Origin of the sequence: Bradyrhizobium sp. TM239 (assembly GCF_036247985.1) — a bacterium.
Lineage (GTDB): Bacteria > Pseudomonadota > Alphaproteobacteria > Rhizobiales > Xanthobacteraceae > Bradyrhizobium > Bradyrhizobium ottawaense.
In genome coordinates this window covers 44,892-70,442 of the sequence record NZ_BTIR01000003.1, presented here as the reverse complement: position 1 = coordinate 70,442, position 25,551 = coordinate 44,892, and the positions used below count along the sequence as shown (strand labels likewise).

Here is a 25,551-nt window from a genome sequence, read left to right as displayed (position 1 = left end):
TCAACTCGCCCCGTCATTCGTCGATATCCTGCTCCAGCGTCCTGGCTGGCGTCCCTTTGCGGACGGTGGCGAACTGCGCCAGCGGAATCGAAGTCGTCATGGCAAGGAGGTTCGAATCGACCAATTCAAGCGTCAGGGTCTTGCCGGATTCCATCTCCCTGATGATCTTCGGCGCCGCCACATCGGCAGCGATGCACAGATTGGTGAGGCACCAGGTGTAGGGCAGGCGGAAGGGCGCGCCCTGGTCGACGCTCAACCTGGGTGACTGTTGCAGGTACATGCCCACAGGCACGAACAGTTGCAGCCGGGCCGCGGCGGCGTCTTCGCGTTCGATCAGATCGACGCGCACCGCGGTCTGTCCGGTCGCGAACTGGCCGGTGATCGAGGTCCGGCACAGCGTGGGCGCGCCGCCGGCCTTGAAGCAGAGCTTCTGCCAACCGCCGTAGCTGATGTCCTTTGCTTCACGCTGACCACGTGTGGCGATTTCGGCCGGCCTCTCGGCCTGGGCGCCCTTCGGTGCGGCATGGCCGGGCGCCGCCGTGGCGCCGGCAATGGCGATAAGCAAGAGACTGGCAAGGCCGTCACGGGCGTTGGGCATGATTTCACCTACGGATCTGGCATCTATTTCAGCGCGTCGAGGAACGTCGTTACCAGTGGCGACCAGAGCGGGATGGCATCCCTCGAGCCGATGAAGAAATGGCCCTCATTGCCGAACGGCGGCATCAGGTGATACTCGGCCCGGCCGCCGGCGGCGGTGAAGGCCGTATGCATGCGCTTCGACAGGTCGGGGCCGAAGAAAGTGTCGTTCTCGATGTAGATCCACAGCATCGGTACACGCGATGTGCGGCCGAAATCCGCGGTGGCCTCAACCAGTCTGTCGGGGGCGCAGTTGTTGTTCGGCTTGCCGCCGACGCGTCCACCACGACCCGCAGCGAAGGTGATGATGGCCTTCACCTGCGGCGGGTTCATGCTCGACAAGGCGATCGAGGCCCAGCCACCGGCGGACTGCCCGATCACGATCACGCCCTTCGGGATGATGCGCTTTTCGGCGGCCAGGTAGTCGATGATATCGAGGTCGACCTTGGCGACCGCGAGCCCGGCGTCGTGAAAATTGGGATTGCTGCACTTGCCGATCTTGGAGAAGAACGGTCCGTAGACCGCGCGCTCGGGAATGTCGATGGCGGCTGCGCCATAGCCGGAGCCGACCGGCGCCACCACGAGGTAGCCGCGCCTTGCGAACCATTGAGCGGCGTCGCGGAATTCGACCAGCGGAAAGAAGCTGCGGTCGGTCGGGTTGAGCGAGACGCCGTGATTCATGATCACGAGCGGGAAGGGGCCGTCGCCGACGGGACGCACCAGATAGGCGAACATCGGAAGCGGCAGTGGCAGCGCCCAGATCTCTTCCTGGATGCGGACGTCATCCTCCGCGCGCGCGGCCGCGGCCAACGCGGCCCACGCGAACAATATGGCCGCGAGATATCCCAGCACCGATCTGGCCGGTCGCCGCATCGCCGGTCTCCGTCATCCGCTGTAGGTTGCCGCTACGATGATCGGCCCGAGGACCGTGAGCACCACGTTTCCGACCGCATATGGCACGGCGACGCCGAGGACCGGCGTCTGGCTCTCGGCCACCTCGCACGCGCCGGTCACCGCGGCATCGACGGTCATCGCGCCGGCCAGTGCCCCGCAGGTCACGACCGGGTTCATGCGCAGCACGTGGAAGGCAAACAGCGTCGCGACGATCAGCGGCACGAGCGTGATGACGAGACCCATGCCGACCAGAAGCAGTCCGTGGGCCTGGATCGCGGCCCAGGCCGCGGCGCCGTTGCCGAGCCCGATCGCCGCGATGAAGCCGCCGAGTCCGAGATCGCTCAGGGTCTGTTGCGCCGCCGGCGGCAATGCGCCCATGGTCGGCCTGCGTGACCGCAGCCAGCCGCAGACGAGGCCCGCGATCAGCGCGCCGCCGCCACCGCCGAGCGTGAGCGCGACGCCGCCGATCCTGAAGCTGACGAGCCCGGCGAGCAGGCCGGCAGCGATGCCGGCGGCAAGAAAGGCAATGTCGGCGCGATCACCCGACCGCAGGATCTGGCCGATGGCCTTTGCCGCACGTTCGATATTGCGCGTGCTGCCGACCAACGTCATGACGTCGCCGACATAGATCCGTGTATCCGCGCTCAAGGGAACCTCGCGGCCCATGCGGGTGAGGGCGCGTAGAAAAATGCCCCGGGCGTCGGTGCCGACACGCGTTGCGATCTCCTGGATCGAGCGGCCATGGAGATGGCGATTGTCCACGAGCACCTCCAGCACGTTGCCCGGGACGGCCTTCAAGATTTCGTCGGCGTCGATCTCGATGCCGATGATCGGCTTGGCGGCGACGATGACCGCAGTGCGGCCGGCGATGACGATGTCGTCGCCGGCCTCGAGCATGGTCTCCAAATGTGGCTCGATGTCCGAGCCTTGGCGGACGATGCGCTCGACCACCGTGCGACTTCCGATTTCCTCCTCGATCGACTTGACGGTGCGCCCGGCGCCCGCGGTCACGCGATAGGCGCGGGCCTGGAACTTGCGATACGAGAGGTTTTCGGTCTTCGGCGGATCGCCGCCGGCAAGCTCCGCCTCGAGCTTCTTCGCCTCAGCCTTCAGGTCGATCCGCATCAACTTCGGCGCGACGAAGGGGACGAACAGCAGCGTCAGGATATAGCCGAGCACGTAGGTCACGGCGTAGCCCGCCGCGATGTTCGCCTCCTGTTGGCTCAGCACATCCTTGGGCAGGCCGAGCTGGGCCAACGCGCCCGAGGCGGTCCCGATGACCGACGATTGCGTCAAAGCTCCGGCCGCAATCCCGGAAGCGGTGCCGGGATCGAGCCGGAAGCCGTGAGCAAACAACAGGACGATGACGAGGCCCGTGCCGCCCAGCACCAGCGCCATGGCGACCTGCGCGAGCGTGCGGACGCTCAAGGAGGCGAAGAACTCGGGCCCGGACCGATAGCCGATCGTGAACACGAACAGACTGAACAGGATCACGCGGAGCAGCGGCGGGAACGCAAAACTGCCGAGCTGTCCGAGCAGCACGGAAACGATCAGGATGCAGGCCGTGGTCCCAACGGCGAAGCCGCGGATCCGGACTCGGCCCAGGATCGTGCCGATGGCGACGGCCAGCAGCAGAAAGATTTCGGGAGCGGTGGAGATGATCCACCTGACGGTATCCATGTCGCATCTCCCCCGTCGCTTTGCCGTGATCTCAGTCGGGAAATCGCGGGCATTGCTTGATCCAGATCAAGCCCTGCGAGCGGCAAGGCACCGCCTATCGGATGATGCGGAATTCGCGACAGTCGGCATCGTCAACATGAGCGCGCTCGACCTCGCAGCCGGCGCGATCCGCCGCGACGAAACGGTGGAGATCGTTCTGCTGCTCGCGTTCGCGGGCGGCTATATCGACGCCTATACCTGGATCATCCACGGCGTGATGGCGAATGCCCAGACGGCCAACCTGATCTTCCTCTGGGTTTATGCGACGGCCGGTGACTGGACGAAGGCGCTTCACTTCGTGCCGCCGCTTCTCGCCTTTGCGGCCGGTATCGTGATTGCCGCATGGCTGCGCCGCGTAGCGGGCGAGCGGGCCAGCGCAATCAGCACCCTGCTCGAGATATTGCTGCTGATCGCGATCAGCATCCTGCACAACAGGCTGCCGGATCTGGCTGGAACGCTCGGCATCTCGTTCGTCGCCGCGATGCAGACCGCGATCTTCACCAGGGTCGAAGGCGTTGTTTGCAGCACGGTGATGATCACGGGCAACATGCGCCAGGCGATCGAGACGGTCTTCGAGGCCGCCGCAGGAGGCGCGCCGCTCGGCACGCTGCGCCGCTCGGGTATCTTCTTCGCCTTGTGTGCCGTGTTCGGCTTGGGCGCCGCGGTGGGCGCCTTCGCCACCAAGGCTATTCCGGACCTCGCGCTCGGCATTCCCGTGGTCGCGCTGTTGGCCGTCTTGCTGCGCTGCGAAGCCTCCCATCAGAGGGCCGTCCAATGAGTGCGCCGTCCGAACCTGGATGGATCCGGTTCTTCCCGCCGGCCGGCTGGCTTGGCGCCTACCGGCGAGAGTGGTTTTCTTCCGACGCCGTCGCCGGCGTCACGCTGGCTGCTTATGCCATCCCGGTCTCGCTCGCCTATGCCGCGCTGGCCGGCCTGCCGCCTCAGATCGGCGTTTACGGCTATATGCTCGGCGGCCTCGGCTACGCGTTGTTGGGGGCGTCGCGGCAACTTGCGATCGGACCGACCTCGGCAATCTCCCTGATGATTGCAGGCACTGTCGGTGCGCTGGCCGGAGGAGATGCGATGCGCTATGCGCAGATCGCAAGCCTTGCGGCCTTTGCAGTGGCGGTGCTGTGCTTCATCGCGTGGTTGTTCAAGCTGAGCGTGCTCGTCCGCCTCGTCAGCGACAGCATCCTGGTCGGCTTCAAGGCCGGTGCCGGGCTCACGATCATCGCGAGCCAGTTGCCGAGCCTGCTTGGTGTCGCCGGTGGCGGCCACAATTTCTTCGACCGGGTGATCAAGCTGTTCGGGCAGATCGGCGCTACTGACCCGCTCGTGCTCGCCGTCGGTGCTGTCGCGCTCTTGCTGCTCCTGTTTGGCGAGCGGCTCTTCCCGGGGAAGCCGGTCGGCATCACAATCGTCGCGTTGGCGATCGCGACAGCGACGCTGCTCGGCCTTCCAGCCCTCGGTGTGCCCGTCACCGGGAAGATACCGCAGGGGCTGCCGGCGCTGGGTATACCGACTTTTGGTCTGCTGGAGTTCGACGATCTGTTCCCGCTCGCCGCAGGATGTATGCTGCTGGCTTATATCGAGGGCGTTTCCGCCGCCCGAAGTTTCGCCGCCAAGCACGGTTATTCCCTCGACGTCCGGCAGGAGTTTCTGGGACTGGGAGCCGCGAACCTCGCGGCCGCGCTCGGGCATGGTTACCCGGTTGCCGGCGGCCTGTCGCAATCTGCGGTCAATGACAGCGCTGGCGCGCGGACGCCCCTGGCTCTGGTGATCTGCTCCGTGACGCTCGGGCTGTGCCTTCTGTTCTTCACGGGGCTGCTCACCAATCTGCCCAAGGCGGTGCTCGCGGCCATCGTCTTTGCCGCCGTCTACAAGCTCGTCGATGTCCGTGCGCTCATGCGGATGTGGCGGGTCAGCCGGATCGATTTCTATGCAGCGGGGATTGCGCTGGTCTCCGTGCTGTTGCTCGGAATTCTTCAGGGCGTGCTGCTGGCGTCGATCGCGTCGATCCTTTTGCTGCTGGCCCGGGCCTCGCGGCCAAACGTCGCGTTCCTCGGCCGCTTGCCCGGCAGCGGCCGCTATTCGGACAGTTCAAGGCACGCGGACGTCGAGCCGCTGATTGGCGCCATCGCGTTCCGGCCCGAAGCCTCGCTGCTCTATATCAACGCCGAGACGATCCTGGAGACCGTCCTGATCGCGCTTCGGCGCTCGCCCGAGATCCGGCTGGTGGTCTGCGATCTCTCGGCCTCGCCCTATATCGACCTCGCCGGCGCGGGCATGCTGCACGACCTCTACGACGAGCTCGCCGCGCGAAAGGTCATTTTCTCCATCGTCGGGGCGCATGCGCAGCTCCGCGACCTCTTGCGCGCGGAAGGGCTGGCGGAGAGGACGGATAGCGGCCAGTGGCTGCGATCGCTCGACAGCGTTCTCGGCGACGAGCAGGCCGTGACGGCGCAGCGGACGGCCTGAGCGGGCGTGTTGCAATGCAAATGACCGCTGCGGCCGACGGTCTCGCCAGAATGCGTCCGACCGTTGACTTGGATCAATGGAGTCACCGGCGCCGAACTCACGATCACGCTCATCTTCGCCCCAACTGGCATCAAATGACCATCGAGTGACCATCAAGGCACCGCCGAGGATCGGGAGAAACACATGTCCAGGGACATCAAGCCGGCGCAGAAGCGCATCGATCAGTTCTTTTCCGGTCCCGGCGCGCGGGCGGATGACTGGCGCGACCTCGTGGAGGCCGCGAAGGCGTGGGCTCGCGTTGGCAATCGGGCGATCTACGATGCGGCACTGGCAGATCTTGCGGTGACCGAGGAGTTTTACGGCTATCCCGGCCTGCACCTGATGGCGGCATTGCGGGAAGCGGCGTCCGCGGGAGATGGCGCAACGTCGCTCGCCCTTGCGACGCGGATTACCCAGGCCCTCGCGACGCGATCCTTCCGCCAACACGCTGGCGACTGGAATGCAAAGGACGACGGCAACGGCGATGCGCCCGAGTTGGTGCCGCCGACGTTCGGTGCGCACACGGCGCGCCGGCCCTATTTCGAAACATTGATCGTCACCGGTGTGTCGCAAGGAAACTGGCCGGCGCTCGCCGCCGAATGGCGCAAGTTGCGGCGCCCCGTGGATGGCTTCATCTATGAGCCCGTCATCGTCGGCAGCCTGGAAGACGCATTCTGCGCGACGATGCTCAATCCCAATATTGCGGCCGTTATCATCAACGAAGGCTTCGGGCTGCGCTCGCGCCACAATGCACCGGTGCTGCGCTCGATCACGGCTTCGGCGGGCCTCAACGACGAGTCCGACGCCTCTGCGCTCCGGCTCGCCCAGATCATCAAGCGCGTCCGTCCCGAGCTCGATCTCTACATGATCTCGAACCGCGACGTCGAGGAGTTGGCTGGAAACCCTGAAGCCAACGTCGTTCGCCGCATCTTCTACTCCGTCGAGGAGCTGCTCGAGCTGCATCTGTCCATCCTCGAAGGCATTCAGGATCGCTACGACACCCCGTTCTTCGACAATCTGAAGAAATATGCGCAGCGTCCGATCGGCACGTTCCATGCGTTGCCGATCGCCCGCGGCAAGTCGATCTTCAAGTCCGACTGGATCCGCGACATGGGCGAATTCTACGGGCCGAACCTGTTCCTGGCCGAGAGCAGCGCCACCACCGGCGGCCTCGACAGCATGCTGGAGCCGACCGGCAACATCAAGAAGGCGCAGGAGAAAGCGGCGAGGGCGCTCGGCGCTGACCGCGTCTTCTTCGTCACCAACGGCACCTCGACATCGAACAAGATGGCGGTGCAGGCGCTGCTTGCGCCAGGCGACATCGCGATCGTCGATCGCAACTGCCACAAGTCGCACCACTATGGGATGGTTCTGGCCGGTGCGCAGCCGCTTTATGTCGAAGCCTTCCCGATGACGGCATACTCGATGTACGGCGCGGTGCCGCTGAAGACGATCAAGCAGGCGCTGCTCGGCGCCAGGGCCGACGGCCGGCTCGACCGCGTCAAGATGATCGACCTCACCAACTGCACCTTCGACGGCCACATCTACAACACCCGCCGGGTGATGGAGGAATGTCTCGCTATCAAGCCGGACCTGATCTTCCTCTGGGACGAGGCCTGGTTCGGCTTCGCGCGCTTCTCGCCGTTCCTGCGCCGCCGCACCGCCATGGGGGCGGCAAACGAGATCGAGGCGTGGATGCACGACCCGAAGTCGCTCGTGACCTATGAGAAGCAGCAGGCCGAGCTCGGCAAGAACCCGTCGGACGAGATGCTGCTCAAGACCCGGCTCATTCCCGATCCCAGGCAGATCCGCCTGCGCGTCTACCAGACCAATTCGACCCACAAGTCGATGTCGGCGATCCGGCAGGGCTCCATGCTCTCGGTCAAGGACGTCGAATTCCACACGGTCGAACAGCAGTTCAAGGAGGCCGTGTTCACCCACGCTTCCACCAGCCCGAACCAGCAACTCATCGCCAGCCTCGATATATCGCGGCGGCAGATGGAGCTGGAAGGTTACGGCCTCGTCGCCAATGCGATGGAGATCGCGCTTGCCATTCGCCAGGCGGTCAACAACAACCCGCTCATCTCACGATATTTCCGCATCCTCGGCGCCGACGCCATGGTGCCTGCCCAGTATCGTCAGAGCGGCTTTACCGATTATCTCGCCGCGGGCGTGAATTGGGTCAACACCCTCAAGAGCCTGGACGAGGACGAGTTCTGCCTCGATCCGACCCGCATGACGTTGGTGTGCGGCATGGCCGGTTATGACGGCACCCAGTTCAAGGGTATCCTCGCCAATGAGTACAACATCCAGGTCAACAAGACCTCTCGCAACTCGGTCCTGGTCCAGTCCAACATCAACAACACCCGCAGCGACGTCGCGCATCTCATCCGCGTCCTCGCCGAGATCGCAGGCGAGGTCGATCGCGGGCTGGCGCAGGGCGGCGCCAATGCGAAGAAGACGTTCGAGGCCCGGGTCAAGAGCCTGATGACTGACGTGCCTGATCTGCCCAACTTCTCGCATTTCCACCCGAGCTTCCGCGGCGATGCCGGTGCCAAGACCAATGAAGGCGATATCCGCACCGGCTTCTATGCAGCCTACGACGTCGCAGGTTGCGAACACATCCGTCTCAACGATCCCGAGATCGACCGACGTCTGAAGGCGGGCCCCGAGCTCGTCTCCGCCAATTTCGTGATCCCGTATCCGCCGGGCTTTCCGATCATGGTGCCGGGCCAGGTCATCACGCAGGAGACCATCGACTTCATGCGCAAGCTCGATGTGAAGGAGATCCATGGCTACGACGCCAAGGAAGGGCTGAAGCTCGTGCGCTCCGAAGCCTTGGCGAAGATCGGCAGGCCCAGGCCCGCCGCGACGCCGAAGTTGAAAGCGGCATCCTAGAGAGGACCGAACATGCAGGGCTTTTTCACCTTCCTGCAGCAGAATCCGTATCTGCTGCTGTTCTTCGTCGTCGGTCTCGCCGTCTATATCGGCCGGGCCAGCATCAAGGGGTATGGCCTCGGCATGGTGGCCGGCGCCATCGTGGTCGGCGCCGGTTTGTCGGTGTGGTCGTCGACCTACGGCGTGAAGCTCGAGCTGAACAATTTCGCCAAGAGCCTGTTCTACTATCTCTTCATGTACGGCGTCGGGTTGCGTGTCGGGCCGTCGTTCATCAACAGCCTGAAGGGTGATGGTCTGAAATTCTGCATCCTGGCCGTAGTCTCGAGCGTGATCGGGCTCTCGCTGGTGGTGATCGGCGCAAAACTGCTCTCGCTTCCGCCAGGCGCAGCCGGCGGGATGTTGGCGGGATCGCAGACCATGTCGGCGGCGATCGGTTCGGCCGAGCAGGCCGTCACCTCAGGCGTCGTCAGGCTGCCCGAGGGAATGAAGCCTGAGGATGCCTCGGGCATGATCGCGCTGTCCTACGGTATCACCTACATCTGGGGCACCGTCGGCATCATCCTAATCTGCAAATATCTGCCGCGCTGGTGGGGCGTCGACGCCAAGGCCGCCGCGAAGCAGTACGAGCGGGAATTCGGCGTCAAGGATCTCGAAGGCGGCGGCCTGACCGGCTATCGTCAGTTCGGCCTGCGGGCCTACCGGCTGGAGAACCCTGCGACGGTCGGCATGAGCATCGCAAAGTTCCGCGCGATGAATCCGGAATACCGGATCGTCAATGTCGGGCGGAACGGCGAGCCGCAAGGCGCGGATGCCGACCTAGTGCTGCAGAAGGGCGACATCGTCGCTCTCGGCGGCTCGACCGAGCACCTCACCGACAAGATGGGCCTGATCGGTCCGGAGGTCGCGGACCCCAGGACGCTCGGCATTCCCATGGACCAGGCGGATATTCTCGTCACCAACAAGGAGATGGTGGGACGCACCTTCGAGTCCTTCCGCGACACCGCGATCGCCGGCCAGCTGCAGGTCACCAAGGTCGAACGCGGTGGCGTGCAGATTCCGGCGGGTCTCAAGACCAAGCTGGAGCGGATGGACATCGTCTCGGTGGTCGGCCTGAAGTCCGCGGTCAACGAGCTCGGCGAGATGTGGGGCCGGATCGCCCGGTCCAACACCTCGACCGATCTGCTGACGTTGGCGGTCGGGATGATCATCGGCTTCCTGATCGGCAAGATCGAATTCCCGGCGTTCGGTGCCAAGATCGGCCTCGGCAACGCAGGCGGTCTGTTGCTGTCGGGTGTGATCGTGTCGTCGGTCGTGTCGCGCCTGCGCTTCTTCGGCAACACGCCGAACGCGGCGCGCAACGTGCTGGAGGATCTCGGCCTCGTGGTCTTCGTCGCCATCGTCGGCGTCAACGCAGGCGCGGGACTGCTGTCGCAGCTCACGGGTACGGTTGCCTTGAAGATATTCCTCGTCGGCTTCGTTGCCTGCACGATCCCGCCGTTCATCGTCTGGGCGATCGGCTTCCACGTCTTCAAGATCAACCCGGCCGTGCTGATGGGCGGCGTTGCCGGCGCGCGGTCGCACTCCGGCCCGTGCCGCGAGGCCGCGGTCGAGATCCAGAGTTCCGTGCCCTGGATCGGATTCCCGGTCGGCTATGCCGTCTCGGGCATCTTGCTCACCGTGTTCGGCTACTTCGCAATGATCCTTGCGCAATGATCAAAAGGGGGAAGAGAGTCATGAAGACACTTGCCGTTGGCGTCGCCCTGGTTGCCTCGATTGCGGCCCTGACCGGTCTCAGCACGCCGTCGCGTGCCGAGACGGGCGAGGTCGCCGTCGTCTTCACCAAGGGCGGCTTCATCGTCGGTGTCGGTGGCGGCGAGGGCGTTCTGCTCCTCAGGGGCAAAAAATATCCCTTCACCGTCTCCGGCATGAGCGTCGGCCTCACGGTCGGGGCCTCGACCACGAAGTTCGTCGGCCGGGCGCTCAATCTGAAGGGGCCTGCATCGATCGAAGGCTCTTACGCCGTGGGTGGAGCAGGTGGAGCCGTGGCCGCGGGCGCCGGTGCCGTTCAGCTGCAGAACGCCAACGGCGTGATCCTTCAGCTCAGCGGTCCGAGGGTCGGCGCGGAAGTATCGGCGGCGGTCGGCGGCGTCACGATCCGCCTCAAGTGATCCAACGAGGCGACGGGCTGCGGCAGCGCAGCCCGTTCGCCTCTCAATACCGCTCGGCGACGAAATTCATCCCTTTCAGGCTGGTCTGGTCATTGTAGCGTCCCTTGTCGGAACGCTTCGGCAGCTTGATCTTGTCCTTCTTGATGCGCTTGTAGGGGATGCCGCCCAGAAGGTGAGCGATGCAGTTCAGCCGCGCCTTCCGCTTGTCGTCGGAGCGGATGATATACCAGGGTGCGTCCTTCGTGCTCGTCTTCTTCAGCATCAGGTCGCGCGCCCGCGAATAGTCGTACCACCGCCGATAGGATTCCAGATCCATCGGACTGAGCTTCCATTGCCGGACGGGATCGTCAATGCGGGCATTGAAGCGGCGCTCCTGCTCGTCCATCCCGACCTCGAGCCAGATCTTGATCAGGATGATGCCGCCGTCGATGACGTATTTCTCCATCTGCGGACACAGCGAGAGGAAGCGCTCGTGCTCGGCGGGAGTGCAGAAGCCCATGACATATTCGACACCCGCGCGGTTGTACCAGCTCCGGTCGAAGATCACGATCTCGCCGCCGGCCGGAAATTTCTCCATGTAGCGCTGGAAGAACATTTGCGTCTTCTCGCGATCTGACGGCGCGGGCAGGGCGACCACACGAAACACGCGCGGGCTGACCTTCTCGGTAATCGCCTTGATCGTGCCGCCCTTGCCGGCTGCATCCCGGCCTTCGAACAGCACGATGACCCGGAGCTTGTTCTCCCGCACGTAGTCCTGGAGGTGACAGAGCTCGACCTGGAGCTTCTCCAGCTCCTTCTCATAATCCTTCCGCTTCATTCGCTCCGCGGGCACATCCTTGGCCATGCCGGTCCTCTCGCTGCTGAGCTTGTCGATCGCCCCAGAACTAATCGTCCCAGGAGATGGTCACGCCGATATCGCCCGGCACACCGCCGGGGAAATCGATGATCTGGTAGGCGATGCGATAGCCGCGCGGTTTCAGATAATCGGTCCAGAGCTGGAAGATCTCCTTGGGGATGCCGGTCAGCGTGGTCTCCCAGCCCTTTTCCATCTGATTGATGGCGCGCCCCTTGTCGGTGCAGAGCGAGTTGGGGAAGCGATAGACCAGCACCTCCGTCAGGCCGTTTCGCACCGCACGCTGGATGATGGTCGAGGCGAGTTTGATCTTCTCCTCTTCGCTCTTGCCGGAAGGTTTGCTGAGCCGCTCGATCAGCGCGCGCTTCTCGGCGTCGGCGGCGGCGGCGAGGCGGACGTACTCCTCGGCCTTCTCGGCCTCCTTGAGAGCGGCTTCCTTGCGAATCTGAGCGGCGTTGGGGATGAGATCGTCGAGGCCGGACATGGCAGGCGGCTCCTGATGGTTATCCAATCAGCATCCAGGAAACGCTAGATCCGGCCGAGTACATTCCCTTGATTCAAGTCAAGCAATCCGCGAAGCTGCCTGAACACAGTGACGCAAGCGAACTTGCGCTTAACGGGAGAGACGCTTGAGCGACCAGCTTCATCCGATGGCTCCGCATCATCTGCCGTTCTATCTGGCCCCCGGGAGCGGGACCGATACGCTGATGGTGGTGATGGGGCTGTTCCTGATCGGCATCGTGCTCTGGGTCGGCACGCTCTATTGGAAACTCCACAGCCTGCCCGAGCGGATGGCGCACAAATCGCAAAAGTTGCAATTTGAATTCGTCGCCGTGCTCGGCCTGATTTCGCTGTTCACGCACATGCACATCTTCTGGATTGCAGGCTTGCTGCTCGCGATGATCGACCTTCCCGACTTCGGCACGCCGCTGCGGAGCATTGCCGGGTCCGTCGAGAAGATTGCGGAGGCAACTCCCGCCGTCGATAGCGAGGAATTCCGGCTGGAGGCCGCGACACCTGCGACGGACAAGCCGGAACCCGTAAAGGAGCACAGCCATGTTTGAGCTGATGTTCTGCTCGCTGCTGACGATCCTGCCGGACTATCTCTATCGCCGCTACGCTCAGGGCAAGCGTTTCGGCAAGGAGATCACCTTCTTCTCGATCTGGTACGAGCTGCGCTGGGGCATCACCGGCTGCCTGATGCTGACGGTGTCGCTGATCACCATGATCTTCTACTTCCATCCGGCGACGTCATCGGCGACGCTCTATTTTCGCACCGTGCCGATCCTGCCGGAAGGCTCGGGCCGCGTTGCCGAGGTCAAGGTCGGCTTCAGCGCGCCGGTGAAGAAGGGGGACGTGCTGTTCACGCTCGACGCCTCGAAGCAGCAGGCCGCGCTCGAAACCGCCAGGCGGAAGGTCGCGGAGGTCGACGCCGCCATGCAGACGGCGCAGGCCGACGTGGTCAAGGCCGAGGCGCAAATCGGGGAAGCAAGGGCGAATTATCAGCAGGCCAAGGACGAGCTCGAGGTCAAGACCGAGCTGCAGCGGCGCAATCCCGGCATCGTTCCGCAGCGTGATATCGACAAGCTCCAGGTCTTGGTCGATCAACGTCAGTCCGGGATCGATGCCGCGACCGCCGCGAAGCAATCCGTATCGATGCAGATCTCCATCCTGCTGCCGGCGCAGAAGGCCAGCGCGGAGGCCGCGCTCGACCAGGCCCAGGTGGATGTCGACAAGACCTTTGTCCGCGCCGGCGTCGATGGGCGCGTCGAGCAATTCCTGATCCGTCCCGGCGACGTCGTCAATCAACTCATGCGGCCCGCCGGCGTTCTCATTCCGGAGGGGGCCGGCCGCAAGGTGCTCCAGGCCGGGTTCGGTCAGATCGAGGCACAGGTGATGAAGGAGGGCATGGTGGCGGAAGCGACCTGCATCTCCAGGCCATGGGTGATCATCCCCATGGTGATCACGACAGTACAGGACTACATCGCGGCCGGACAATTCCGATCCGGAGAGCAATTGGTCGATCCGCAGAACGCCGTCCGCCCCGGCACTATCCTGGTGTTTCTGGAGCCGCTTTACAAAGGTGGCCTCGATGGCGTGACACCGGGCAGTAGCTGCATCGTCAATGCCTACACCAGCAGCCACGAGGAGATCTCGGCCAAGGGGACGCCGACCAGCCGGAAGATTGCACTGCATGTGGTCGACGGCGTCGGTCTGGTGCACGCGCTGCTGCTCCGCATCCAGGCTCTGCTGCTGCCGATCCAGACCCTGGTGCTGAGCGGGCATTGAGCTGTGACGGCGCCCCCCGGGCCTGTCGCAGCGGTGCAATTCCAGCTAGAATTGCCGGGACAGCAGTTGCTGGAAGCTTCAAGGATGGAGCATGAGCGGGCGCACGTCCATCTCCAAGGTCAGGTCTGGGGCTGCGGCGGCGCTGTTCTGTCTCGCGCTGCTGGTCGCCGTCTGCCTGTCAGCCGGGCGAGTTGGTGCAGTCGAACGAAGTCTCCGGGGCGAACTGAAGCGCGTCCTGGTATTGCATTCTTTCGGCCGTGATTTTCGGCCGTGGAGCGAGTATGCGCGCGACATCAAGGCCAAGCTCGAGCGGCAATCGCCCTGGCCACTCGATATCCAGGAGCACGCGCTGCTCACCGCGCGCTTCAACAATCCCGGTCCCGAGGCGCCTTTCGTCGAATATCTGCAATCGCTGTACCAGGGAGCGATGCCCGACATCGTATTGAGCATCGGCGCGCCTGCGGCCCGGTTTGCGCAGAGATACCGCGGAAGACTGTTCCCTGATGTGCCATTGATTTTCTCCGCGGTCGAGCATCGGCTGATCAATCGCGCCGATCTCAGCGACAACGACGTCGTCGTGGCGATCCGCAACGATTTCATGGCCGCGTTCCGCAACATCCTGCAGATCTTGCCTGACACAAAGTCGATTGTGGTCGTGATCGGTGCCTCGCCGCTCGAGAGGTTCTGGGTCGAGGAGGTGAAACGGGAACTGAAACCCTTGGGCGAGCAGGTCGAGCTGGTCTGGTGCTCGGACTTGTCATTCGAGGAAATCCTGAAGCGCGCCTCAAATCTGCCGCCGCACACCGCGCTGTTCTGGGGGCTGATGTCGGTCGACGCAGCTGGGGTCGTCCACGAAAGCGACATCGCCTTGCGCAGCCTGTACGCAGCCGCGAACGCCCCGATCTTCTCCTACCAGGAGCCGTTTTTCGGTGACGGTACCGTCGGCGGGCCGATGCACATGATCGAGGAAACGAGTTCCAGGACCGTCAGTGCGGCGATTAGCATTCTCGGCGGCGCGAGACCAGCGAGCATCAGCTACGAGCCGATCGGCTTCGCCGCGCCGAGATATGATTGGCGCCAGTTGCAGCGTTGGGGCATCAGCGAGAGTCGTTTGCCTCCCGGCAGCGAAATCGTGTTTCGCGAGCAGAGCGTCTGGGAGCGCTATCGTTGGCAGATGCTGCTGATTGCGTCCGTGATTCTCGTGCAGGCCGGCCTGATCAGTGGGATGCTGCACGAGCGCCGCCGGCGCCAGATCGCCGAAGTCGAGTCCCGCCAGCGTCTGGCCGAGCTCGCTCACGCCAACCGCTATTCGGCCGTGGGCGAATTGACCACGTCTATTGCTCATGAATTGAACCAGCCGCTCGGCTCCATCCTGACCAACGCCGAGACCGCGGAGCTCATGCTCAAGGCCGCTTCGCCCGACATCGACGAGATCCGGCAGATCCTCGCCGACATCAGGCGTGATGATCAGCGGGCGAGCGAAGTCATCCGCAGGCTGCGCAGCATTTTGAAAAAGACACCGTTCGAGGTCAGGGACATCGAGCTCAATGATATGGTCCGCGAAGCGATCGGCCTTGCGCGGGCCGTCGCCGATGGACGCCGGATTACATTGATCTACACGCCTGCCCTGGCCGACCTGCATGTCAGAGGCGATCCGATCCAGCTTCAGCAGGTTGTTCTCAACCTGATCATCAACGGGATGGATGCGATCTTCGAGGCAGATCCCGGAAAACGCCAGGTCAGCGTCTCGACCCAGCGCGTCGGCAACGAAGCGGAGATCCGGGTCTCCGATACTGGTCCCGGGATTGCCGCCTCCGACCTCGCGAACGTGTTCGATCCGTTCTTCACGACCAAGCCGCAGGGCATGGGCATGGGGCTCGCGATCGCCAAAACCATCGTCGAGGCCCATCACGGCACGATCGGCGCGGCGACGCAGCCTGCGGGCGGCGCGCTCTTCACGATCCGTCTCCCGGTCGTCCGCTGACAGGCGATGCAGGACCGCCAATGCCCCTGGATTGAGGATACCGGGGCGGCTCCTGATGGATGCCGAGTTGATCGAATGACAGTATGCTCTCGCGCTGCAGCAGCCACGAGGGCCTGGTTTCGTTGATCTCGATCAACAAACGGCTGCGTCCCGGCCCGATCGTCCCACACTGGAAGTGCAAGGGAGGATGCAATGTTTCGCTGCGGCAAGACCCTGATGGCGCTTGCGTTCGTCATGGCGACATCGTTCGCCGCAACGGCGCAAACCAACACGACGCCCGTGGCCCCGTCTCCGCAAGCGCAGCCGGCTGCTCCGCCTGCGCTGACGGCCGAGCTTCTGAAGCCGGAGCAGCTTGAGGCCTTGGTGGCGCCGATCGCGCTCTATCCGGACGAGCTCCTTGCCAATGTGCTCGCCGCCTCAACCTATCCGTTGGAGGTGGTGCAGGCCGACCGCTGGCTGAAGGAGCGCAAGACCCTGAAGGGCGATGCGCTGAAGACCGAGGTCGAGAAGCAGGCTTGGGACGACAGCGTCAAGGCGCTGGCCTCCACCGCCGATGTGTTGACCATGATGAGCGACCAGCTGGAATGGACCAAGAAGCTGGGTGATGCCTTTCTCGCCCAGCAGCCCGATGTGATGGATGCGATCCAGCGCCTGCGCAACAAGGCCTATGACAACAAGAAGCTGGTCACGACCAAGCAGCAGAAGGTCAGTGTCCAGTCTCAGGAAGGCAAGCAGGTCGTCGTGATCCAGCAGGCCGACCCCGCGGCGATGTACGTGCCATATTACGATCCGGCGACGGTCTATGGCAGCTGGCCCTATGCAGAGTATCCGCCGTATTATTGGGGCTACCCGTCCTATGTCGGTGCCGGCGTGGTCGCGGCCGGCATCGCCTTCGGCACCGCCTGGGCGATCGGGCGCTGGGGCAATTATTGGGGCGGCGGCTGCAATTGGGGCAACCGCAACGTCTACGTCAATCATCGCACCACCAACATCGGTAACGGCTGGCAGCACAATCCGGCGCATCGTCAGGGTGTGCGCTACAACAACAGCAATGTTCAGCAGCGCTTCGGCAACAACAACCTGAAGGCGGGGGTGTCGGACCGGATGGATTTCCGAGGTCGTGACGGCAACCAGGTGCTGCGTCCCAATCAGGGCGCAGGAGACCGTACAGGCGATCGCGCGGGCGATCGTGCAGGAGATCGAGCAGGTGATCGAGCCGGCGATCGTGCCGGTGACCGTGCCGGCAATCGCGGCGATCGGCCCGGCGGTGGTGATCGTGCTGGTGCCGGGGATCGCGCCAAGGGCGGAGGCGATCGTGCCAAGGGCGGAGGCGACCGTGCCAAGGGCGGCGGCGATCGTGCAAAGGCCGCTAACCGCCCCAGCGGCGGTGCGACCAATCGCGGCGGCGCGATGAACGTCTCCTCCGGCCGGTCGGCAGCCGCAGCATCCGCGCGCGGACGATCCAGCATGGCGAGCATGCCGCGCGGTGGTGGCGGTGGACCAAGCATGGCTGGCCGCGGCGGAGGTGGCGGAATGGCGATGCGCGGCGGCGGAGGTGGCTTTGGAGGTGGCGGCCGCGGAGGTGGCGGCGGTGGCCGGCGTTCCGACATCGCACTGAAGCACGATGTCGTCCTGCTCGGCTATCTCGCAAGCGGTCTCGGCTACTACCGCTTCAGCTATATCGGCAGCGACAAGAGCTATGTCGGCGTGATGGCGCAGGAGGTCGAACGGGTGGCGCCCGATGCTGTCACGCGCGGCAGCGACGGCTATCTGCGGGTCTCCTACGACAAGCTCGGGTTGAGATTCCGATCCTACAGTGACTGGCTCGCCAATGGCGCAAAGATCCCTGCGGAGTACTTGCCATGACCGGCTTGAAGTTGCTTCGTCGCGCCGCTCTGCCGGGCATGGTGGCGCTGGCTCTCGTCACCACGGCCCGAGCCCAGCAGTCCTATCCGACGCCGGAGGACGCCGCCTCGGCACTCGCAGCGGCGGCCAAGAGCGGTCCTCGTGAAGTTCTGAAGGTGCTCGGAAGGGCGGGTGATGACATCGTCTCATCGGGCGATGAAGTCGCCGACGCCGATATCCGCGCCCGCTTCGTCTCGATGTACGACGCCAAGCACGCGGTCAAGGCGGAGGGCAACAAGAAGGCGACGCTGGTGCTCGGGCCTGACGATTTCCCGTTCCCGATTCCCCTCGTCAACACCAAGGCAGGCTGGGAGTTCGACACCGACGAGGGACGGATCGAAGTTCTGCGCCGCCGCATCGGCCGTAACGAGCTCGATGCGATCCAGACCGCGCTCGCCTATGTCGACGCGCAGAACGAATATGCCGACAAGGATCGCGGCGAAGGCGCCGGCATCTACGCACAGCGCTTCCTCTCGACGTCGGGCAAGAAGGACGGCCTGTTCTGGCGCGACGACAGCGACCCGAGTCCGCTCGGTCCCTTGGTCGCGGAGGCTTCAGCCGAGGGCTACAAACCGGGCGAAAGGCTTGCGCCGTATCACGGCTATTACTTCCGCATCCTGAAGGGGCAGGGTTCCGACGCGCCCGGCGGCGCGCTCAACTATGTCGTCAAGGGCAAGATGATCGGCGGCTTCGCGCTGATCGCCTGGCCTGCCGAGTATGGCAATTCCGGTGTGATGACCTTCGTGGTGAACCATGCCGGCACCGTTTACGAGAAGGATCTGGGGGCGAGAACAGATTTCATCGCGCCGCGCACGACATTGTTCGATCCCGACCAGACTTGGAAGAAAGTCGATGCCGCAAAGCCTTGAATGGATCATGGCATCGCGGCTGCGCGTATGTCGTCTGATTGCGATAATGGTGCTGGCGCTGAGCTTCGCAGTGCCGGCTACGCCGTCCTTCGCGCAAGCCGCCGGTCACGTGCGCGCCAGGATCGTCAAGGCGGGTCTCCTTGTCGGCGGGGGTGTTGGAAGCGGCGTGCTGACCTATCGGGGCAATAAGTATCCCTTCAAGATCACGGGCATGAGCTTCGGCATCACCGCCGGTGCGGCGATCGGCCGGCTCGACGGCTGGGCCTCGGGTATCCGGGAGGTCGGCGACTTCGCCGGCACCTACAGCTCCGTCGGCGGTGGCTTCGCTTTGGTTGGAGGCATCAGCGGCGTCCACCTGCGCAACGAGAAGGGGGTGACGATCGTGATGCAGGGGCCGAAAGCGGGTCTGGAGCTTGCGGCCAACATCAGCCAGATCATGATCGCGCTGAGATAGAGCACGTCAGCGACGGATGTCGTCGCAATAAAGGCCACAGCAACGAAATGATGACGCCGACGCGTTCCCGACGAGCGCACACTCGGCGAATCTTCCTGCGGCATTTTGACCGCACCGATTTGGAATCATCCAAAGCGCATTTGAATCGTTCCAGACATTCTCCTCCCAGTTGGCGATGATCGAGGCATTCTAAGCCGCGGCGTACGCATTTGCGTTGCCGTCACGATGGCCTCTTTTTAAAGAGGCGATGCAGATCGCTGGCATTCGAATGTTGCTGCCAAGATGAAGGCAGTGAACGCGCGTGCGCGTCTGCAGAGCAACTGATTGACGGGCCATGCATGCCGGCCGACCTCGGATACGACGAGCTGCTCTTCGGTCCATGGTCGTTGCTGGCCAAACGCGGAGCCGCTTCGCGGCGGGCTGCGCGCTATTGATAAGGACTTGCTGGGAATGCGGCGTGCGGGTGGGGTTGGGACGGTGGCGCGGTTTGCGGCGGCGCTGCTGGGTGGAGTGACATTGCTCACGTGGTTCGAACTGCCTGTACGATCCCAGACATCGCAAGGCGGAAACTCTCTTCCACCGGTGACCGTCGAAGCGCCGGCGAAACAGTCGGCCCGCCGTGCGCCAACCAGGCGAAATGATGCTCGCATCCGATCGACCGCGCGACGCGCACCGCAAGCTCCAGCGCTCGCGGTGCAATCGCAACCGGCTGTCGCCCCGCCATTTGCCGGTGGCCAGGTCGCTCAGGGCGCGCGGCTCGGGCTGCTCGGCAATACCAGCACCATGAAGTCACCGTTCAGCGCAACGAGCTACACCGACAAGTTCGTCCGGGATCAGCAGGCGGCAACGGGTGCGGATGCCTTGATCCTCGACCCTTCCGTGCGAAGCTCTCACCCGACGGGCGGTATCGTCGATTCCTTCAACATACGCGGCTTCCCGATCAACGAAGGCAATAACGGTGAATTCGCCTTCGAGGGCCTTTACGGAATCGCGCCGACATATCGGATCTTCACGGACTACGTCGAGCGCATCGAAGTGCTCAAGGGTCCCTCGGCCGCGCTCTCGGGCATGGCGCCCAATGGCGGCGTCGGCGGTGTCATCAATGTCGTGCCCAAGCGCGCGGAAGAGGATCTGACCCGCTTGACCGCGAGCTACGGCTCGACCGCACGTTTCGGCGGTCACTGGGATGTTGCGAGGCGCTACGGCGATGGCAAGCAATGGGGCGTACGCGCCAGCGGGAGTCTCCGCGACGGCAATACGCCCATCGACCGCCAGTCCGAAACGACAGGTGTCGGATCGCTGGCGCTCGACTATCAAGGCGAACGGTTCAGGTCTTGGCTCTATCTCATCGCCCAAACCGATCGGTTCGACGCTCCCTCACGTCCCTTTCTGATGGCCCCCGGCCTGCAAGTGCCGAAGGCGCCGGACGGCCGGCTGAACGTGACACAGCCCTGGGAATGGTCGCGTATCACAGACCAATCGGCCTTGCTGCGGACCGAATACGATGTCAGCGATCAGGTCACGCTGTTCGCGGATGTCGGTGGCTCCAGGACCAACGTCGAGCGGTTCTTCGGTCTTCCGACCATCGTCAACACGAGCGGCAATACGACCTCAACGCCCCAGTACTTCGGCCTCAGCATCGATCGAACTACATATGATGGCGGTGTCCGCGCCCGCTTCGATACCGGCTTCGTCCACCATGCCGTCGCCTTCCAGGCCTCGGTCTATCACGACGCGCTGCACCGGCGGCTGACCAATGGCAGTCTGGTCACCTCGAACATCTACAGTCCGACCGTCGCGCCAACCCAGTTTGCGAACGAGATCAGCGACCGCCCTCGGCTCTCGGACAGCGAGCTTACGGGGCTTTCGATCGCCGACACCTTGTCCGTGCTCGACGAGCGTATCCTGTTGACCTTGGGTGTCCGGCGCCAAGGTATCGAGGCGAACAATTATCTCTCCAATGTCGGAACGCCGACGTCGTCCTATGACAGGAGCGCAGTCACCCCGGTGGTCGGCCTCGTCGTCCGTCCCCAGGACAACGTCTCCCTGTACGCGAACTATGTCGAAGGTCTCGCGCGGGGCGACATCGCGCCGCAGGGTGCGTCCAATTTCGGTGAGGTGCTACAGCCTTACGTCGCCAAGCAGTACGAGGCCGGCATCAAGGTGGAGCTCGGCCGGATCGCAACCACCTTCAGCGCGTTCGAGATATCGAAGGCGAGCGGCGAGTCGTCCGCCGGGCGCTTCGCGGCGACCGCCGAACAGCGAGTCCGCGGGCTCGAGTTCAACGTCTACGGCGAACTCCTGCCGGATGTTCGTGTCCTCGGAGGCATCTCGCTGCTGGACGGCACCCTGACGAAGACCGCCGTCGCGGCCAATGTCGGCAACACCCCGATCGGCGTTCCGAACATACAGGCCAATATTGGCATGGAGTGGGACCTCCCGTGGATGAGGGACCTTACTTTGAATGGAGCCGTGATCTACACGGGCAGGCAGTTCGTCGACTCCGCGAACAAGCAGCCGATCCCGGATTGGACGCGGCTCGATCTCGGCGCCCGCTACACCACGGCGATCAATGGCAAGAAGACGGTTTTCCGCGCAAACATCCAGAATGTGACCGGTGAGAGTTACTGGTCCAGCGTGGCTTCGTTCGGAACGTTCTTCCTGGGAGCGCCACGCACATATCTCCTGTCGATGACCGTGGACATGTAGTCGACGCTCTTGCACTTGGGGCAGTTGAGGAGCCGGCGGCAGCATGCGCGTGACCGTCGTGTGCGGGCCGGTCAACCTGGTCGTCAAAGTGGATAGTTGCTTGCCAACAGGGGCGCCGCAGCTCGCTCCGGCCCGATGATGGCGCACGTAAAAATTCCTTCATTAAATCAATGAGGTAAATTCCGTTCTGCGTGCCTTTCGGCTGCCAGGCCGAAAGTGGCGCGGCTCTTGCTCTTGCCAGTATGAGGGTTCTTGATAAACGTCATACTGCGGGATCGAGTAGATGGAGCAGGCGGTGAGGCTGACTTTGCGGGCGGTCGAGTCCGGAACGGTGGTGCTGTTCGGGGGGCTGATCGCCGCCAACATCGCCGCATGGGCCTGGGCCTTCGCGCTGTTCGGCGACCGGCCGACGGTGCTGGCGACGGCGCTGCTGGCCTGGGTGTTCGGCCTGCGCCACGCCGTCGACGCCGACCACATCGCCGCCATCGACAACGTCGTGCGCAAGCTGATGCAGGCGGGCGGCGCGCCGCGCAGCGTCGGGCTCTATTTTGCGCTCGGCCATTCCACCGTCGTCGTGGTCGCGACCATATTGCTTGCGCTCGGCGTGGTGAGCCTCGGCGGCGACAGCCTGCTCAAGGAGATCGGCGGCCTCATCGGCACGTCGGTGTCGGCGCTGTTCCTGCTCGTGATCGCGGCCATCAATCTCGTCATCTTCGCCGGCCTGTGGCGGACGTTTCGCGCGGCGCGGGAGCAGGGTGTTCACGACGCCGAGGGCCTCGAGAGGCTGCTCGCCAATCGCGGCGTCCTCGCGCGGCTGCTCGGACCGCTGTTCCGCCTGGTTACGAAACCCTGGCACATGTATCCGCTCGGCTTCCTGTTCGGGCTCGGCTTCGACACGGCGACCGAGATCGGCCTGCTCAGCATCTCCGCAACCGAAGCCGCGAGCGGCGCGTCCGTTGCCGACGTGCTGGTTTTCCCTGCACTGTTCGCGTCCGGCATGGCGCTGGTCGACACCGCCGATTCCGCGCTGATGGTGAGTGCCTATCGATGGGCCTTCGTCGATCCCTTGCGAAAGCTCTGGTACAACCTCACGATCACCGGCGCTTCCGTGGCGGTCGCGCTGTTCATCGGCGGTATCGAGGCGCTCGGGCTGATCGCCGACCGGCTCGACCTGTCCGGAGGAGTGTGGACGCTGGTCGACGGCCTCAACGAGTCGCTCGCCAATGCCGGCTTCGCCGTTATCGCGCTGTTCGCGGTCGCCTGGCTGGTCTCGGTCGTGCTCTATCGCCGCATCTTTGCGAACGGCCGGCATCGAGCAGCGACGAAAGCTCTGGCATGCGCCGATGCGACCGAAGCGGCGTGAGCCCAGTCGTGGCAGCGGCGCGCTGACGGCACTCTGCGCCCTGGTGCTGCTTGCGGATGACGGCTGCGCTTTCGCGCAGAGCGAGATCGCCTCACGCGAGCTGCCGCCAATCCAGGTCGGAGGCGGCGAGACATCTGCGCGCAAGAAGCCGGCCGCATCGCGCCGGGCCGGCAAGCCGTCCCCGGCGGATCACCGCATCTTCGTGTATCCAGCGGCAGCGCAAGGGGCGGATGCGCGCGGAGTCGCATCAGGTGCGAAGAGTCAGCCCAGCCTGGCCAGTGAGATCACCGTCTCGGGCGAGGAGATCAATGCACGCCCTTTCACGCGGCCGGGCGAAGCGCTCGAAGCCGTGCCGGGTCTCATCGTGACGCAGCATTCCGGCGAGGGCAAAGCCAACCAGTATTTCCTGCGCGGCTATAATCTCGACCATGGGACCGACCTTGCGATCACCGTCGACGGCGTCCCCGTCAACATGCGCACCCACGCGCACGGCCAGGGCTATGCCGATCTCAACTGGCTGATCCCGGAAACCATCGCCGCAGTGGATGTGCGCAAGGGGCCGTACTTCGCCGACGAGGGCGATTTCGCCTCGGCCGGAAGCGTCCATATCGGTCTGATCGACCGCACCAGGGGACTAGCGCAGGTGAGCGCCGGCAGCTTCGGCCATCGCCGTCTGCTCGGCATCGACTCCGCGAAGGTCGGTGACGGCTCCTTGCTCGTGGCCGGCGAGGTCGGGACCTACAACGGTCCGTGGGACAATCCGGACAATGTGAGGAAGCTCAACGGTCTCGTGCGCTACAGCCAGGGCACCGCGACCGACGGCGTGTCCATCACCGGCATGGCTTACGCCAACAGATGGAATTCGACGGACCAGGTCCCGCAGCGCGCGATCACCGGTGGCCTGCTCGACCGGTTCGGCTCTGAAGATCCAAGCGACGGCGGCAAGACCAACCGCTTCGCGCTCTCTGGCCGCATCGCGCAGACCGACGATCTCGGCGCGTGGAAAGCCAACGCCTATGTGGTGAAGAGTCAGCTCGACCTCTTCAACAACTTCACCTACTTCCTCAGCGATCCCGTGCTCGGCGACCAGTTTCACCAGCACGACGATCGCCTGATGGCCGGCGCCAACGTTTCGCGCGCGCTGAACGGCTCGTTCGCCGGCCTGCCGATGCAGACCACCTTTGGTTTGCAATCGCGCTATGATGCGATCGATCTCGCGCTCACCAACACCTTCCAGCGCGGCTTCCTTGCCAATATCCGCAGCGACAAGGTCGGCGAGGGCAGCGTCGGCGTCTATGCCGAAAACACCGTGCGATGGACCGATTGGCTCAAGACGACGGTGGGATGGCGTGGCGACTATTATGCGGCCGATGTCACCTCGCGGTTCAATGTCAACAATTCCGGCCGCACCGACGCCGCGCTCGGCAGCCCGAAATTCAGGATGGTGCTCGGTCCGTTCAACCAGACCGAGTTCTTCTTCGGCGCCGGCTACGGCATGCACTCCAACGATGCGCGCGGCGCGACCACGACGGAAGACCCCAGCGATCCCGCCACGAGGCTGACGCCATCGCCGCTCCTGGTGCGCACCAAGGGGGCAGAGGTCGGCATGCGCAGCAGGATCGTTCCCGGCCTGGACACCTCGCTCAGCCTCTTCGTCCTGGATCAGGATTCCGAAATCCTGTTCTCCGGCGATGCCGGCGACACGTCGGCCACCCGCGCCAGCCGCCGCTACGGCTTTGAATGGACCAACCACTACCGGCCCAGATCCTGGATCGACATCGACGCCGATCTCGCAATGACCCATGCGCGATTCCGCGGCTATGACAGCGAGCAGGCGGAAGTCCATGCCTCGCTCGCCGGCTATCCCGAAGCGCAGATCGGCACCGCCCCCGGCAACTACATTCCGAACGCGCCGGCGATGGTGGCATCGGCAGGCGTCACGCTGGGCGAGAAGACCGGCTGGTTCGGGACTTTGCGCTGGCGCTATCTGGCGTCGAGCCCATTGACGGAGGACAACGCGTTCCGCTCCTCTGCGACCAGCATTTTCAACGGCCGCCTCGGCTATCGCATCGACAATGGTTGGCGGCTTCAGCTTGACGTGCTCAACCTCCTCAACACGAGAGCCAACCAGATCAGCTATGCCTATGGCTCGCTGCTCAAGACCGACACGCTCTACAACCTCTGCAGGTCAGGCACCGCGCCAGCTTCAGTCTGTCAGAACGGCGTGATGGACTACGTGCTGCACCCCGTGGAGCCGTTGACGTTCCGACTCACGATCGCCGGGACGTTCTAG

Annotated in this window: 20 protein-coding genes; 14 read left to right on the top strand and 6 right to left on the bottom strand. The window is 64.0% G+C overall.

The annotated features are described in order from the left end of the window. Positions 1 to 13: 13 nt before the first annotated feature. From AABA84_RS06650 to AABA84_RS06640, 3 genes are read right to left on the bottom strand one after another with little or no spacing between them, the layout of a single operon-like run. Entirely contained in the window at positions 14 to 598 is a 585-nt protein-coding gene (locus AABA84_RS06650; protein WP_212248629.1) for an invasion associated locus B family protein, read from the bottom strand. Between the two features lie 23 nt (positions 599 to 621). Further along, a complete protein-coding gene (locus AABA84_RS06645) occupies positions 622 to 1,509 on the bottom strand; it encodes an alpha/beta hydrolase family protein (protein ID WP_212248630.1) in 888 nt (295 codons plus the stop codon). Between the two features lie 12 nt (positions 1,510 to 1,521). Next, positions 1,522 to 3,210: an aspartate:alanine exchanger family transporter gene (locus AABA84_RS06640; protein ID WP_212248631.1), complete on the bottom strand. Its 1,689-nt coding sequence runs from the start codon at positions 3,208 to 3,210 to the stop codon at positions 1,522 to 1,524. A 136-nt stretch (positions 3,211 to 3,346) separates the two neighbouring features. On the opposite strand from AABA84_RS06640, the gene AABA84_RS06635 reads away from it, so the two are divergent. From AABA84_RS06635 to AABA84_RS06615, 5 genes are all read left to right on the top strand, one after another. Then, positions 3,347 to 4,027, top strand: coding sequence for a YoaK family protein (locus AABA84_RS06635; RefSeq protein ID WP_212248689.1), 681 nt, complete (start codon positions 3,347 to 3,349; stop codon positions 4,025 to 4,027). Next, positions 4,024 to 5,727 carry a SulP family inorganic anion transporter gene (locus AABA84_RS06630; RefSeq protein ID WP_212248632.1) on the top strand — a complete coding sequence of 568 codons (1,704 nt, stop codon included), beginning with the start codon at positions 4,024 to 4,026 and terminating at the stop codon, positions 5,725 to 5,727. Before AABA84_RS06635 ends, AABA84_RS06630 begins: the two co-directional genes overlap by 4 nt. Before the next feature lie 183 nt (positions 5,728 to 5,910). Then, complete coding sequence (locus AABA84_RS06625) at positions 5,911 to 8,664, top strand: beta-eliminating lyase-related protein (protein WP_212248633.1); 2,754 nt, start codon at positions 5,911 to 5,913, stop codon at positions 8,662 to 8,664. Positions 8,665 to 8,676: 12 nt separating this feature from the next. After that, on the top strand, positions 8,677 to 10,377 hold the full coding sequence (locus tag AABA84_RS06620) for an aspartate:alanine exchanger family transporter (RefSeq protein WP_212248634.1): 1,701 nt from the start codon (positions 8,677 to 8,679) through the stop codon (positions 10,375 to 10,377). A 20-nt stretch (positions 10,378 to 10,397) separates the two neighbouring features. Further along, positions 10,398 to 10,832, top strand: coding sequence for a hypothetical protein (locus AABA84_RS06615; RefSeq protein WP_028142531.1), 435 nt, complete (start codon positions 10,398 to 10,400; stop codon positions 10,830 to 10,832). A gap of 43 nt (positions 10,833 to 10,875) precedes the next feature. Here AABA84_RS06615 and ppk2 read toward each other — a convergent pair whose 3' ends face one another. Next, entirely contained in the window at positions 10,876 to 11,676 is an 801-nt protein-coding gene (ppk2, locus tag AABA84_RS06610) for a polyphosphate kinase 2 (RefSeq protein WP_212248635.1), read from the bottom strand. Between the two features lie 40 nt (positions 11,677 to 11,716). Further along, complete coding sequence (locus tag AABA84_RS06605) at positions 11,717 to 12,169, bottom strand: hypothetical protein (RefSeq protein ID WP_212248636.1); 453 nt, start codon at positions 12,167 to 12,169, stop codon at positions 11,717 to 11,719. A gap of 166 nt (positions 12,170 to 12,335) precedes the next feature. Here AABA84_RS06605 and AABA84_RS06600 point away from each other — a divergent pair, with 166 nt between their 5' ends. Further along, entirely contained in the window at positions 12,336 to 12,749 is a 414-nt protein-coding gene (locus tag AABA84_RS06600) for a hypothetical protein (protein WP_338311750.1), read from the top strand. After that, positions 12,742 to 13,974 (top strand): HlyD family secretion protein, encoded by a 1,233-nt coding sequence (locus AABA84_RS06595; RefSeq protein ID WP_338311667.1) that lies wholly within the window; start codon positions 12,742 to 12,744, stop codon positions 13,972 to 13,974. Before AABA84_RS06600 ends, AABA84_RS06595 begins: the two co-directional genes overlap by 8 nt. 178 nt (positions 13,975 to 14,152) lie before the next feature. On the opposite strand, the gene AABA84_RS06590 is transcribed toward AABA84_RS06595, so the two are convergent. Further along, positions 14,153 to 14,509 carry a hypothetical protein gene (locus AABA84_RS06590; RefSeq protein WP_338311666.1) on the bottom strand — a complete coding sequence of 119 codons (357 nt, stop codon included), beginning with the start codon at positions 14,507 to 14,509 and terminating at the stop codon, positions 14,153 to 14,155. 63 nt (positions 14,510 to 14,572) lie between these two features. On the opposite strand from AABA84_RS06590, the gene AABA84_RS06585 reads away from it, so the two are divergent. The 7 genes from AABA84_RS06585 (at position 14,573) to AABA84_RS06555 (ending at position 25,551) form a co-directional block, all read left to right on the top strand. Then, entirely contained in the window at positions 14,573 to 15,958 is a 1,386-nt protein-coding gene (locus AABA84_RS06585) for a HAMP domain-containing sensor histidine kinase (RefSeq protein ID WP_338311665.1), read from the top strand. Between the two features lie 192 nt (positions 15,959 to 16,150). Next, positions 16,151 to 17,824, top strand: a complete 1,674-nt coding sequence (locus AABA84_RS06580) for a DUF3300 domain-containing protein (RefSeq protein WP_338311664.1) — start codon at positions 16,151 to 16,153, stop codon at positions 17,822 to 17,824. Next, positions 17,821 to 18,732 carry a DUF2950 domain-containing protein gene (locus AABA84_RS06575; protein ID WP_338311663.1) on the top strand — a complete coding sequence of 304 codons (912 nt, stop codon included), beginning with the start codon at positions 17,821 to 17,823 and terminating at the stop codon, positions 18,730 to 18,732. The genes AABA84_RS06580 and AABA84_RS06575 overlap by 4 nt, the downstream gene beginning before the upstream one ends. Continuing rightward, positions 18,716 to 19,186 carry a hypothetical protein gene (locus AABA84_RS06570; protein ID WP_338311662.1) on the top strand — a complete coding sequence of 157 codons (471 nt, stop codon included), beginning with the start codon at positions 18,716 to 18,718 and terminating at the stop codon, positions 19,184 to 19,186. The genes AABA84_RS06575 and AABA84_RS06570 overlap by 17 nt, the downstream gene beginning before the upstream one ends. Before the next feature lie 693 nt (positions 19,187 to 19,879). Next, entirely contained in the window at positions 19,880 to 21,895 is a 2,016-nt protein-coding gene (locus AABA84_RS06565) for a TonB-dependent receptor (RefSeq protein WP_338311661.1), read from the top strand. 283 nt (positions 21,896 to 22,178) lie between these two features. Continuing rightward, positions 22,179 to 23,258 (top strand): HoxN/HupN/NixA family nickel/cobalt transporter, encoded by a 1,080-nt coding sequence (locus AABA84_RS06560; RefSeq protein ID WP_212248643.1) that lies wholly within the window; start codon positions 22,179 to 22,181, stop codon positions 23,256 to 23,258. Then, the gene (locus AABA84_RS06555; protein ID WP_338311660.1) at positions 23,239 to 25,551 is read left to right on the top strand and encodes a TonB-dependent receptor; all 2,313 of its coding nucleotides are present in this window, start codon (positions 23,239 to 23,241) and stop codon (positions 25,549 to 25,551) included. Before AABA84_RS06560 ends, AABA84_RS06555 begins: the two co-directional genes overlap by 20 nt.

Coding starts and splice junctions, on each gene's coding strand:
- AABA84_RS06570 (WP_338311662.1), top strand. CDS start 18,716: ATGCCGCAAAGCCTTGAATGGATCATGGCATCGCGGCTGCGCGTATGT.
- AABA84_RS06615 (WP_028142531.1), top strand. CDS start 10,398: ATGAAGACACTTGCCGTTGGCGTCGCCCTGGTTGCCTCGATTGCGGCC.
- ppk2 (WP_212248635.1), bottom strand. CDS start 11,676: ATGGCCAAGGATGTGCCCGCGGAGCGAATGAAGCGGAAGGATTATGAG.
- AABA84_RS06620 (WP_212248634.1), top strand. CDS start 8,677: ATGCAGGGCTTTTTCACCTTCCTGCAGCAGAATCCGTATCTGCTGCTG.
- AABA84_RS06605 (WP_212248636.1), bottom strand. CDS start 12,169: ATGTCCGGCCTCGACGATCTCATCCCCAACGCCGCTCAGATTCGCAAG.
- AABA84_RS06590 (WP_338311666.1), bottom strand. CDS start 14,509: ATGCTCGACCGCGGAGAAAATCAATGGCACATCAGGGAACAGTCTTCC.
- AABA84_RS06560 (WP_212248643.1), top strand. CDS start 22,179: ATGGAGCAGGCGGTGAGGCTGACTTTGCGGGCGGTCGAGTCCGGAACG.
- AABA84_RS06575 (WP_338311663.1), top strand. CDS start 17,821: ATGACCGGCTTGAAGTTGCTTCGTCGCGCCGCTCTGCCGGGCATGGTG.
- AABA84_RS06625 (WP_212248633.1), top strand. CDS start 5,911: ATGTCCAGGGACATCAAGCCGGCGCAGAAGCGCATCGATCAGTTCTTT.
- AABA84_RS06650 (WP_212248629.1), bottom strand. CDS start 598: ATGCCCAACGCCCGTGACGGCCTTGCCAGTCTCTTGCTTATCGCCATT.
- AABA84_RS06600 (WP_338311750.1), top strand. CDS start 12,336: ATGGCTCCGCATCATCTGCCGTTCTATCTGGCCCCCGGGAGCGGGACC.
- AABA84_RS06635 (WP_212248689.1), top strand. CDS start 3,347: ATGAGCGCGCTCGACCTCGCAGCCGGCGCGATCCGCCGCGACGAAACG.
- AABA84_RS06640 (WP_212248631.1), bottom strand. CDS start 3,210: ATGGATACCGTCAGGTGGATCATCTCCACCGCTCCCGAAATCTTTCTG.
- AABA84_RS06555 (WP_338311660.1), top strand. CDS start 23,239: ATGCGACCGAAGCGGCGTGAGCCCAGTCGTGGCAGCGGCGCGCTGACG.
- AABA84_RS06645 (WP_212248630.1), bottom strand. CDS start 1,509: ATGCGGCGACCGGCCAGATCGGTGCTGGGATATCTCGCGGCCATATTG.
- AABA84_RS06630 (WP_212248632.1), top strand. CDS start 4,024: ATGAGTGCGCCGTCCGAACCTGGATGGATCCGGTTCTTCCCGCCGGCC.
- AABA84_RS06580 (WP_338311664.1), top strand. CDS start 16,151: ATGTTTCGCTGCGGCAAGACCCTGATGGCGCTTGCGTTCGTCATGGCG.
- AABA84_RS06585 (WP_338311665.1), top strand. CDS start 14,573: ATGGCCGCGTTCCGCAACATCCTGCAGATCTTGCCTGACACAAAGTCG.
- AABA84_RS06595 (WP_338311667.1), top strand. CDS start 12,742: ATGTTTGAGCTGATGTTCTGCTCGCTGCTGACGATCCTGCCGGACTAT.